This window comes from Vibrio sp. R-1 (assembly GCF_035615595.1).
Classification (GTDB): domain Bacteria; phylum Pseudomonadota; class Gammaproteobacteria; order Enterobacterales; family Vibrionaceae; genus Vibrio; species Vibrio cholerae.
Genome location: NZ_WPDC01000097.1, coordinates 1 through 11438, shown reverse-complemented (window position 1 = coordinate 11438; position 11438 = coordinate 1). Strand labels below are relative to the sequence as shown.

Below are 11438 nucleotides of genomic sequence, written 5' to 3'. Positions count from 1 at the left end.
AATTTTATGTTGGTGCGATTGTACGTGGCATCTCCGGCCGCCTCTATCTTGGCGCCAATATGGAATTTACTGGTGCGCAGCTTGGGCAAACCGTACATGCTGAGCAGTGCGCCATTAGCCATGCGTGGATGAAAGGGGAAAAAGGGGTGGCAGACATCACCATCAACTTTAGCCCTTGCGGCCATTGCCGCCAGTTTATGAATGAACTGACCACCGCGTCTTCGCTGAAAATTCAACTGCCCAAGCGTGCTGCCAAAACTTTGCAAGAGTACCTCCCTGAGTCGTTTGGCCCTGCCGATCTCGGCATTGATTCTGGCCTGATGAGCCCAGTCAATCATGGTAAAACCAGTGACGATGATGAAGAGCTGATCCAGCAAGCCCTGCGCGCGATGAACATCAGCCACTCGCCTTATACCCAAAACTTCAGTGGTGTGGCACTGAAAATGCGCAGTGGCGCGATTTACCTTGGCGCGTATGCTGAAAATGCTGCGTTTAACCCAAGTTTGCCACCGCTACAAGTTGCCTTAGCACAAGCGATGATGATGGGTGAATCATTCAAGGATATTGAAGCCGCCGCGCTAGTAGAGAGTGCAACCGGCAAAATCAGCCATCTTGCCGATACTCAAGCAACGCTGGAAGTGATCAATCCCGATATCCCACTTTCTTATCTCTCACTGTAAACCGAGTGAAGAGGCCATTGGCCTCTTCACTTTTTGCTACTAGCTCTCTTAGTCCACCTCTTACTAAAGATGTCGCGCGCACACTTTTCCATCACCTACCATGACGTTCTGAATAAAGCCTGATAACTTGCGCTTTTTACACGTATCTCTCGCAAGCTATGTTTGAACAAATCATTGCCATTCTCTTTCCTGTGATGAGCTTAGTCTTGATTGGCTATTTGATTGGTCTCTGGCTCAAACCCGATTTTCGCCCGATCAATCGCATCAATATGGAGGCCTTTGTGCCTGCGTTGGTGTTTTCTTCACTGGTCAACATGCCACTGGATACGCAGCAAACACCTCTGTTGCTTGCCGCTCTTGTCGCGGTATTGCTGCCCGGTATTTTAATGCTCCTGATATGTCGTTTGGGTCGCTGGTCATTTAAAACATGGGCTCCACTGCACATGTTTCGCAACAGCGGTAATTTAGCGATCCCCCTGTTTACTTATGCGTTTGGCGAAACCGCGCTCCCCTCTGCCGTGTTGCTGTTTGTGGTTTCTATGTGTCTGCACATTAGCTTAGGGGTGGCCATGCTGAGCAAAGGTAGCGTATTGAAAACCGTGCTCAGCGCTCCGGTCTTTTTAGCATCCTCACTGGCTTTACTGCTCAATCTAAGCGGAGTCTCTATCTGGTCCCCCTTGTACAACGCCACCGCTTTACTGGGACAAGCTGCCGTTCCTGTGATGCTGCTTTCGCTCGGCTCACAAATGATCAACCTGCGCTTAGCCGGACTCAAAGTTGGCCTTGTTTCAACGGCACAATCTCTGCTCACCGGAGCCTGCGCGTTTGCGGTGATTTACTTTTTCATTCCACTGCCTCCCTTACAACTGCAAATGATGGTGCTGTTTACCATGTTGCCACCCGCAGTGATGAATTATCTGTTCGCCGAGCGTTATCACATCGAGCCTACTCAGGTTGCGGCTATGGTGTTGTTTGGTAATTTCTTCAGCTTATTAAGCCTGCCCATATTGCTGTTTATCGCTCTTTCACTCTGATCCTGTTCTCCATAAAACTGTCATAAACTTGACCAGAATACGGGGTAATCTGACTGGCTACAGCGGGAAGCAAACGTTTTCTTTTGTGCTTTGTTCCAGTATCATGGCCGCTGTTTTTTGCTAATGTTGACTGAATGACTATAAGGATTGTCTATGTTTGGGACAGCGACTCGGGATAACGCAACGCGAGTACTTTTGCTTGGCTCTGGTGAACTTGGTAAGGAAGTCGCGATTGAGTGTCAGCGCCTTGGCCTCGAAGTCATCGCCTGTGATCGTTACGCCGATGCGCCTGCCATGCAGGTCGCCCATCGCAGCCACGTGTTTGATATGCTCGATGCCGATGCACTACAACAAGTGATTGATTTAGAAAAGCCACATTTCGTGGTTCCAGAAATTGAAGCGATTGCTACCAGCAAGTTAGTGGAGTTAGAAGCGCAAGGCTTAAACGTTGTGCCTACCGCCAATGCAACTCGCCTCACCATGAACCGTGAAGGCATTCGCCGTTTAGCCGCTGAAGAGTTAGGGCTGCCCACTTCCGCGTATCAATTCGCAGACAGCTATGAGAGCTTTGCCGCGGCAGTAGAAACCATCGGTTTACCTTGTGTCTGTAAGCCTGTCATGAGTTCATCGGGCAAAGGCCAAAGTGTTATTCGCACACCAGAGCAGATCGAAGCGGCTTGGCAATACGCACAACAAGGTGGACGCAGTGGCGCTGGCCGAGTGATTGTGGAAGGCTTCGTGGATTTTGATTACGAAATCACCCTGCTGACCGTACGCGCTGTGGATGGCGTCCATTTCTGCGCTCCAATTGGCCATCGCCAAGAAGATGGCGATTACCGCGAGTCATGGCAACCGCAAGTGATGTCAGAAAATGCCATCAAAGCGGCTGAATATGTGGCAGAACAGGTGGTTAACGCGCTTGGTGGTTATGGCTTGTTTGGAGTTGAACTATTTGTGAAAGGTGACAAGGTCATCTTCAACGAGGCTTCCCCTCGCCCACACGATACCGGAATGGTGACGCTCATTTCTCAAGAGCTCTCTGAATTCGCTTTGCATGTGCGCGCGTTTACTGGTCTACCGATTGGTCAAATCGTGCAATATGGCCCATCAGCTTCTGCGGCGCTCCTCGGCCAAGGCCAATCACAGAATATCCAGTTCAGTGCGCTTGATGACGCCCTAAGCATTCCTCACACCCAAGTACGTTTATTTGGCAAGCCAGATATCGCGGGTCGTCGTCGCTTAGGTGTTGCCCTGAGCCGAGGAAAAACGACGCAAGAAGCCACTGATCGTGCGATTGAGTGTGCGAAGGCAGTGAAGATTCATTACTAATTCAGCTCTTTATCTTTATCAGCACTATCAGAAAGCGCGCTCATTCAGCGCGCTTTTTTCATTTCTACTTAGTGGCGTTCAAAGAGTCAGAGTCACTCGCTTTTCTCAATCACCCAAACTTCTTCGGCAAAGCGGCTTAAGCCCGCTTGTGTGCGCTTATTCAGATGCGGATCTATGCTCGTATCTTGGTAAACTCTGCGCACCTCACACCCCATAAACAAGGTTCGAATTTCCGCTTCAGGAACCGAAAATGGCGGCCCTGACAACTCAGTTTGCACATAATCCATACTGACCAGCAAAATGCGCCCACCCGGTTTAAGCAGTTGCAACACGCGCTGCGCGTACTCTGCGCGCATCTCTTCCGGCAATGCCACTAGCGCTGCACGATCATAAACTAAGTCCACCGATTCAACAGGAGCTGTGAAGAAATCTCCGGTAAAAAGCGTAAGCTCATCAAACTGATACAGCTCATGTTGCGCATTGAGTCGGGTCACTGTCGGGGTATAGAAATGCTCGGCAAAGAAAGAACGTACCGCGATTTGACTCAGTTCAACCCCTTGAACACTGTCATGCTGATTTGCCAGCCAAATCAGATCTTCACTCTTACCACACAAAGGGACGAGCACTTTTTCACTGCGTTTAGGGGCAAGGTCAGACCAAAAGCGGATCAATAGCGGGTTCACGTCTTCAAGGTGAAAACCAATCTGGTTCGCCGCCCATTTGTTATGCCAGAACTCAGGATCTCGCATCTTCTACTCCTTTTCATTTGCTGCCGCCAAGAGTAGCGGATCTTCTGCTCCCGCGGTAGCACGAATTTGTCCCTCCCCATCTGTTCGACGGTTACATTTCTTTACCTAAGGCTTTGGAACTCCATCGAAAACTCGAAGTCTGAATGGATGCCTATGTTCTTTCCAAACGATTTGAAGTTGCAGAACCTGAAATGGCAGATAGGCGCAGATGAGTGAATTCCAATAAACACAGACAGACTATGTGATTGGTGTGCGCGAACATCGCCCTTGCAGCTTCAAATAGGAAGAAGATATGTGATGGATAACAAATTCTTACAACTGAAAATCCAGATTGAATTGGAAAAGGAACAACAAGGCCCAATTGATCATAGTGAGCAGAAAGGAACACTAAACCCACTTTGATTGCACTGTCAGAAAACGCCTTCTAGGTCTACTTTTTGACTGAACAGCGCAAGCTAAGGAGAGTGAATGAGTCTATTGCTACGTACCACAGCCTTAATGTTATTGCTGCTGAGCCGTGCTCCTGCCATGGCGGCTGTGCCATTAACCACCAATTCAACGGAAGATAACCGCGAAGAGTCACAACAAAACGAAGTCAGCTCTAAGCTGTTTCGTCATAGCTTAAGTGGTTTGTACGGTATCGCTAACCAAAATCACCTTATTGCCCAGCCTTATCAAGATTTTGATGTGCTTTACAGCAAAGCGCATCAAGCCCAAATCGAGCTAGAAACTCTGTGCAAAAGCACCGCACTCTTGACCCATACTCAAGCCTACTTTGCTGGCACAAAATCTCGTCAGCGTGCTTTAGAAAAGGTTGAGTTAGAGTTAGATGGTCAGGCCGAGCGTATTACCGATTTAGCCCGAGCCACCATAGTGGCGAATGATGTGGCGAGTCTCGTCACCGCTTATGAGGCATTAAGTCGAGAAGCGACGGTGGTGAAAGTGAAAAACCGCTTCAAGAATCCGGCGGAATCTGGTTATCGCGATCTCAACGTTTTAGTTCAGTTACCTAAAACTGGGATTATTGCTGAGGTTCAGTTGCATTTAGCGGCAATTGCGCAAGTAAAAAGTGGTGCAGAGCATGAGCTGTACGAGCAAATGCAAACCATTGAGCGCACCGCGCGCCAAGAGCAACGTGAGTTAACCGAATGGGAAAATGCGCAAATTGCCAAGATGCGCTCAGCCTCACGCGATCTCTATCAACAAGCGTGGCAGCCTTACATCACAACGCACATTCAAGCGGCATAAATACCCGACCCAAGCCGCTTCGGACAGCACAAATAAAACACGCAGCCTAGACAACTCGGTTGCGTTTTTTATTGAAATGGGGATAAAGCAAAAAGACCACGCTCATCGGCGTGGTCTATTGCTCGGTCTTATTTTTCGACTTTGATGTTCTCGACACGGGCTTTCAATTTTTGCCCTGGGCGGAACGTTACGACACGTCGAGCGGTAATAGGAATATCTTCACCGGTTTTAGGGTTTCGACCCGGACGTTCATTTTTATCTCGTAGGTCAAAATTACCAAAACCGGAGAGTTTTACCTGTTCGCCACTTTCGAGTGCTTTACGAATTTCTTCAAAAAACACCTCAACCGTATCCTTGGCATCCCGCTTGCTCATGCCGAGCTGTTCGAACAGGGCTTCAGCCAATTCGGCCTTTGTGAGCGCCATAAAACTTCCCTCAAAGCTAAGTTAAACCTTGCTGCTGGTTGGCAGCGCCAAAGCAATTTTTATTCGGCCAATCAATAACCTAACTGCCGAACAGTGAAAGTGTATGCCAACCTTCTGATTTTCGCCAACTTTTTTATTACTCAGTAAGCGATTCAAAACGTTACGATTTACATCTCTTTCAAAAAATCACTGATTCTCTCTTGGATGACAAGAGGAAAAAAATCTGAGTTTTTAGTTATTTACATCATTGTCACTAAAATGATTTTCAGACCCTCATCACTATTTAGCGTAGATAATTTTTTTCGATACGCCAAAAATTTTTTCTTAGTTTCATCTAAAAATCAGAGAGTTGTTGGCTCAGTTCCAGATTATCACGATAAAAAAACAGGCTCCGAAGAGCCTGTTTTCATCTGATTTAAAGCGAAGATAGACCTAAGCTTAGTCGCGCAGAGCCGCGCCGAATTGGGCAGATACGGCTTGCACAATCGCCTCTACCGCTGCTGCGATATCCGCTTCTTCAAGTGTGCGTTCAACCGATTGCAACGTCAGCGCAATCGCCAAGCTCTTCTTGCCTTCTTCCACGCCTTTACCGACATAAACGTCAAACAGTTTTGCGTCTTTCAGTAGCTCACCACCCGCCACACGGCAAGCTTCAACGATGTCGCCAGAAGCGATGTTGCCATCGACCACCAACGCGATATCACGACGGTTGGCTGGGAACTTAGAAATCGCTGCAGCTTCTGGGATCACGCGGGTGTTGATCGCATTCCACTCGATCTCAAACACAATAGTGCGGCCATTGAGGCCAAACTTACGCTCAAGTTCTGGGTGAACCGTACCAATCACACCGATCGCTTTGCCATCCACCATAATCGCTGCAGCTTGACCTGGATGCAGTGCTGGGTGCTTAGTCGCGGCGAAGCTGTAAGCTTTGCCTTTCGCGGTCAATTCAAGAACCGCTTCCAGATCACCCTTCATATCGAAGAAATCAACCGTCGCGGTTTCCATATTCCAGTGCTCTTCACCACGAGCGCCAGAAATCACACCCGCCAACATTGGCTCTTGGCGCATACCGTTTTCTGCCGCCGCATCAGGAATGAAGCGCAAACCGTATTCAAACAGACGAACACGAGGTTGCTGACGTTTTTGGTTGTGAACCACAGTGTTCAGCAGACCTTGGATCAGGCTCAAACGCATCGCTGACATTTCAGCAGAAATTGGGTTTGGCAGGATCAGCGCATCAACACCCGGTACAACCAGTTTCTGTTGCTCAGGCTCAACGAAGCTGTAGGTGATCGCCTCTTGGTAACCACGGTCAACCAGCAGGTCGCGTACACGCTTCAGCGGTAATTTCGCTTCGTTGTGCAGGTTCATGTTCAACGCGGCCACTGGCGCTTGGTTAGGAATGTTGTTGTAACCATAGATACGGCCAACTTCTTCCACCAGATCTTGCTCGATAGCAATATCAAAACGCCATGTTGGTGCAGTCGCTTGCCAGCCTTCTGCGGTGGTTTCGACCTGCATACCTAGACGCTCTAGAATCTCAACGACGTCCGCATCCGGAATCGCATGACCCAGCAGTTTGTCGAGCTTGCTACGACGCAGCGCAACTTGGTTTGGTTTGGGTAAATCGGCCGCAGATTCTGCAGCTACCACTGGCGCAACGTCACCACCACAGATCTCAACCAGCAGTTGCGTTGCACGCTCCATCGCGGCGTGTTGCAAAGCATAATCCACACCACGTTCAAAACGCATTGAAGAATCGGTGTGTAGGCCGTAGCTACGTGCACGACCACGAATGTGGTCTGGTGCGAAGAAGGCACACTCAAGTAATACATCTTTGGTGTCAGTGCTGACGCCAGAATGCTCGCCACCGAATACACCAGCAATCGCCAGCGCTTTTTGTTGGTCAGCAATCACTAGCGTATCTGCGTTCAATTTGGCTTCTGAGCCATCAAGCAGAGTCAGTTTTTCATCTTGCTCTGCCAGACGAACGACGATTCCACCTTCAATCTTCGCCAGATCAAACGCGTGCATTGGTTGGCCTTGCTCCAGCATCACGAAGTTAGTGATATCAACCACCGGATCGATAGAGCGGATACCGCAACGACGCAGTTTTTCTTGCATCCAGAGTGGCGTTTGCGCTTGAACGTTCACGTTCTTCACGATACGACCAAGGTAACGTGGACACGCCGCTGGCGCTTTCACGTCAATTGCAATCGTATCATTAATGGTCGCAGCAATCGCATTCACCGCAGGCGCAGTCACGTCCGCACGATTCAATACGCCCACTTCACGAGCTAAACCACGGATGCTGAAACAGTCCGCGCGGTTAGACGTCAAATCCACATCGATAGTCACATCGTTCAGTGACAGAAAATCGCGAAAATCCATACCAATCGGTGCGTTTTCAGCCAGTTCCATGATGCCGTTCGATTCAACATCGATACCCAGCTCTGAGAAAGAACACAGCATGCCGTGTGACGGTTGGCCACGCAGTTTGGCTTTCTTAATTTTGAAATCGCCTGGAAGCGTCGCGCCTACGGTTGCCACTGCAACTTTCAGACCTTGACGACAGTTGGCTGCACCACACACGATGTCCAGAAGCTCTTCTTCGCCTACATCGACTTTGGTGACGCGCAGTTTGTCAGCATCCGGATGTTGAGCACACTCAACCACGTGACCCACTTTTACGCCGTCGAACACACCAGCCACAGCCAGTACGTCGTCCACTTCCAGACCCGCCATTGTAATTTGGTGAGTTAATTCGTCAGTGGTGATTGCCGGGTTAACCCACTCACGAAGCCATGATTCGCTGAATTTCATTGTATATACCTCTTGGGAACCCTGAATTATTTGAACTGTTTTAGGAAACGCAGATCGTTTTCGAAGAATGCACGCAGGTCATTCACGCCATAGCGGAGCATGGTTAAACGCTCAACGCCCATACCAAACGCGAAGCCTGAGTATTTCTCAGGGTCGATGCCTACGCTGCGCAGTACATTTGGGTGCACCATGCCGCAGCCTAGCACTTCTAGCCATTTGCCGTTTTTGCCTTTGACATCCACTTCCGCTGAAGGCTCAGTGAACGGGAAGTAAGACGGACGGAAACGCACTTCCAAATCTTCTTCAAAGAAGTTACACAAGAAGTCATGCAGGATGCCTTTCAGCTGTGCGAAGTTAACGTTTTCATCAACCAACATACCTTCCACTTGGTGGAACATTGGGGTATGCGTTTGGTCGTAGTCGTTACGGTAAACACGGCCCGGCGCGATGAAACGCAGTGGCGGCTGACGCTCTTCCAGAGTACGGATTTGCACGCCAGAGGTGTGAGTACGCAACATCAACTTCGGATTGAAGAAGAAAGTATCGTGATCAGTACGCGCTGGGTGATCCGCGGCAATGTTCAGAGCATCGAAGTTATGGAAATCATCTTCGATTTCAGGGCCAGACTCTACAGTAAAGCCAAGCTCACCAAAGAAGCTTTCAATACGTTCGATAGTACGAGTCACTGGGTGCAAACCACCATTTTCGATACGGCGCCCCGGCAGTGTCACATCGATGGTTTCAGCCGCTAATTTGGCTTCCAGCTCTGCGCTTTGCAGCGCATCTTTACGCTCAGCCAGCGCTTTTTGCACCGCTTCTTTCGCAACGTTAATTTCTTGGCCAGCAGTACGGCGCTCTTCCGGCGGTAGTTTACCTAGGCTTTGCAGTTGAACCGTCAGTTCGCCTTTTTTGCCCAGATACTGAACACGCACTTCATCCAGTGCGACGAGCGACTCTGCAGCGTTAATCGCTGCGGTCGCATTAGCAATAATCTCTTGTAGATGTTGCATCGTTTCCTCGTCTGCTAATCAGCAGTTTCCTTTAGGAGCCCGAGTAGGTTTCTTTGGGAGTCGCAAGACCGCCAATAGTGTTACCGTAAGGGATTCTTGGGGTTTTCAAATAGCTGTATATAGTACCGAAAGCCAGGATTAAAGCCAAATTGAAATCCATCCTGTATGCATTATTGGTGCATTATTCATGCACTTGAAAAGTCTTACATCAATACCCACTAATTAGAAGTACACGGCGACATGCTAAAAAACCCACATCACCGCATTTTTCATCCAGAAAAGGACTAGCAATGAGAGTAGAAATCGTACCGATTCGACCTGAGTTTGACGCTGAGATTTGCCAAATTATTCAAAGCGTCGGCGCTGAATTTGGCGCGATTGGTGAAGGGTTTGGCCCATCGGATGCCGAAGTGCTTGCTATGAGCCAGTACTATCGAGAGCAAGACCGTAGCGCGTATTTTGTTGCGTTATTGGAGGGGAAGGTAGTCGGCGGTGGTGGCATTGCACCTTTTGCTGGCCATACGGATCTGTGTGAGCTGAAGAAGTTGTTTCTGCTCCCTACAAGCCGCGGCCATGGCGTAGGCCGAGCGCTCAGCGAACATTGTTTGAATTTTGCGAAACAACAAGGCTATGCCAAATGTTATTTAGATACCCTTTCTAGCATGACCCAAGCGATCAAGCTCTACCAACAGCTTGGTTTTGAGCACTTAACGCAGCCCATGGCGGGGACAGAGCATAATGGCTGCGACGTGTGGATGCTGAAATCACTCAACTAGCTCGGCGCACCAAAAGCGCAAACACGATTTTTTCCGCTGTTTTTGGCAAGGTAAACCGCTTGATCCGCCGCGCGCAGCAGCTCATGGTGATCTTTCATGTTTGAGGCAAACGCGGCAACCCCCATACTGACACTGCCTTGCCAACGAATATTGTTTTCAAGCGAGATCACCTGCTGTTGAATCGCACGGCAAACCTGCTCTGCAATATAGACACCACCAGCAGTGTCGGTTTCAGGACAGATCACCAGAAACTCGTCGCCACCTAAGCGACATACCAGATCATCACTACGAAAGTGATCTCTTAGCATGTTCGCTATCGTGGTTAACACTTTGTCGCCTACATCATGCCCGTGATGATCATTAACCGCTTTAAACCCATCGATATCGATCATGACACACACGAAAGGCTGCTGGTTGTCTTGCGCAAGATTCCAATGCAACACCATCTGACGCATGGCTTTACGGCGGTTTGGTAAGCCCGTCAAACTGTCGGTCATGGATAGCGCTTCGAGCTGACGATTGACTTGGTAAAGCTGCTGAGTGCGCTCAATCACTTTTTCTTCCAGTGATTGATTGAGTTTGACGAGTTCTCGATTACGTTCAGAGACTTGATCAAATAACGCATTAAGGGCATTGAGTAATGGCTCCGTCGCGGCATTTTTCTCTCGCTCCTCTTTAGCGTAGGCCTCTTCGGCACTCATGCCTGAGCGAATCGCAATCACTTGTCGCGCCATATTCTGATCGATACCTAAGATGTGGTACGCCAACCAATGGATCAAAAACTCCAATAACTGAACGGCCGAGCGGTCATCCACATCATGGATGAAAGCTTGCATGCTAAACACTTCAGACATAAACGTGCGATGAACCTGAATGTGCTCTTCAAGATGAAGTGCTGAAATGCCGACCTCACGCATGAGTTGTTCTTCTTCTTTAAAGTGATATTCGGCATAACGGGAAAGTTCAAAAAGTGCAGTGCGGATCTCTTGAAGAGAAACATGATTTTCAGACAATAACTCACTGTATCGATTGATTAAATTGACAAGAGATTGATGTTGCTCATCAACTTCACCTAATCCTGTTTCGAAGTATTGATCCCATTTGAATGATTGCATGCTCGGCGCTCAACTCTTTATCCTGTACTGCTAACTCAAGAATAGTCCATAGTAAAATTAGGGCAATTGTAACGAGAAGCGAGTCACTCGACGTGACCTTAATCATAAAAACTGGAAAACGTTAGCAAGTGCTAAATAAATCAACGAGAAATATCACAGCGCAGCATGTTGAAATAGTGCAAAAGTACCAGAATAGAAAAAGCATCAAGAAAGCAAAAGCCCGCTCAATGAGCGGGCTTTCTGATT

Annotated in this window: 10 protein-coding genes; 5 read left to right on the top strand and 5 right to left on the bottom strand. The window is 48.7% G+C overall.

Annotation, left to right across the window (positions count from 1 at the left end):
• From cdd to purT, 3 genes are all read left to right on the top strand, one after another.
• Positions 1-680: cytidine deaminase (cdd, locus tag GOU96_RS15255; protein ID WP_324701997.1), on the top strand; the 680-nt coding region annotated here is incomplete at its 5' end.
• A 158-nt stretch (positions 681-838) separates the two neighbouring features.
• Positions 839-1714, top strand: a complete 876-nt coding sequence (locus GOU96_RS15250; RefSeq protein ID WP_000462871.1) for an AEC family transporter — start codon at positions 839-841, stop codon at positions 1712-1714.
• Positions 1715-1867: 153 nt separating this feature from the next.
• Positions 1868-3043 carry a phosphoribosylglycinamide formyltransferase 2 gene (purT, locus tag GOU96_RS15245; protein WP_267783038.1) on the top strand — a complete coding sequence of 392 codons (1176 nt, stop codon included), beginning with the start codon at positions 1868-1870 and terminating at the stop codon, positions 3041-3043.
• 92 nt (positions 3044-3135) lie between these two features.
• On the opposite strand, the gene GOU96_RS15240 is transcribed toward purT, so the two are convergent.
• Entirely contained in the window at positions 3136-3792 is a 657-nt protein-coding gene (locus tag GOU96_RS15240) for a thiopurine S-methyltransferase (RefSeq protein ID WP_001205535.1), read from the bottom strand.
• A 468-nt stretch (positions 3793-4260) separates the two neighbouring features.
• Between GOU96_RS15240 and relV the strand changes: the two genes are divergently transcribed.
• Positions 4261-5040, top strand: a complete 780-nt coding sequence (gene relV / locus GOU96_RS15235) for a (p)ppGpp synthetase RelV (RefSeq protein ID WP_267783041.1) — start codon at positions 4261-4263, stop codon at positions 5038-5040.
• A 128-nt stretch (positions 5041-5168) separates the two neighbouring features.
• On the opposite strand, the gene ihfA is transcribed toward relV, so the two are convergent.
• The 3 genes from ihfA to pheS form a co-directional block, all read right to left on the bottom strand.
• Entirely contained in the window at positions 5169-5465 is a 297-nt protein-coding gene (ihfA, locus tag GOU96_RS15230; RefSeq protein WP_001229260.1) for an integration host factor subunit alpha, read from the bottom strand.
• 438 nt (positions 5466-5903) lie between these two features.
• Positions 5904-8291 (bottom strand): phenylalanine--tRNA ligase subunit beta, encoded by a 2388-nt coding sequence (gene pheT, locus GOU96_RS15225; protein ID WP_033930880.1) that lies wholly within the window; start codon positions 8289-8291, stop codon positions 5904-5906.
• A 26-nt stretch (positions 8292-8317) separates the two neighbouring features.
• Positions 8318-9301 (bottom strand): phenylalanine--tRNA ligase subunit alpha, encoded by a 984-nt coding sequence (pheS, locus tag GOU96_RS15220; RefSeq protein ID WP_001164217.1) that lies wholly within the window; start codon positions 9299-9301, stop codon positions 8318-8320.
• A gap of 290 nt (positions 9302-9591) precedes the next feature.
• Between pheS and GOU96_RS15215 the strand changes: the two genes are divergently transcribed.
• Positions 9592-10077: a GNAT family N-acetyltransferase gene (locus GOU96_RS15215; RefSeq protein WP_001261947.1), complete on the top strand. Its 486-nt coding sequence runs from the start codon at positions 9592-9594 to the stop codon at positions 10075-10077.
• Here GOU96_RS15215 and GOU96_RS15210 read toward each other — a convergent pair.
• On the bottom strand, positions 10074-11192 hold the full coding sequence (locus GOU96_RS15210; protein ID WP_042989957.1) for a GGDEF domain-containing protein: 1119 nt from the start codon (positions 11190-11192) through the stop codon (positions 10074-10076). The two genes, GOU96_RS15215 and GOU96_RS15210, sit on opposite strands and share 4 nt — an antisense overlap.
• Positions 11193-11438: the final 246 nt, after the last annotated feature.

Coding starts and splice junctions, on each gene's coding strand:
- GOU96_RS15210 (WP_042989957.1), bottom strand. CDS start 11,192: ATGCAATCATTCAAATGGGATCAATACTTCGAAACAGGATTAGGTGAA.
- relV (WP_267783041.1), top strand. CDS start 4,261: ATGAGTCTATTGCTACGTACCACAGCCTTAATGTTATTGCTGCTGAGC.
- purT (WP_267783038.1), top strand. CDS start 1,868: ATGTTTGGGACAGCGACTCGGGATAACGCAACGCGAGTACTTTTGCTT.
- ihfA (WP_001229260.1), bottom strand. CDS start 5,465: ATGGCGCTCACAAAGGCCGAATTGGCTGAAGCCCTGTTCGAACAGCTC.
- pheS (WP_001164217.1), bottom strand. CDS start 9,301: ATGCAACATCTACAAGAGATTATTGCTAATGCGACCGCAGCGATTAAC.
- pheT (WP_033930880.1), bottom strand. CDS start 8,291: ATGAAATTCAGCGAATCATGGCTTCGTGAGTGGGTTAACCCGGCAATC.
- GOU96_RS15215 (WP_001261947.1), top strand. CDS start 9,592: ATGAGAGTAGAAATCGTACCGATTCGACCTGAGTTTGACGCTGAGATT.
- GOU96_RS15240 (WP_001205535.1), bottom strand. CDS start 3,792: ATGCGAGATCCTGAGTTCTGGCATAACAAATGGGCGGCGAACCAGATT.
- GOU96_RS15250 (WP_000462871.1), top strand. CDS start 839: ATGTTTGAACAAATCATTGCCATTCTCTTTCCTGTGATGAGCTTAGTC.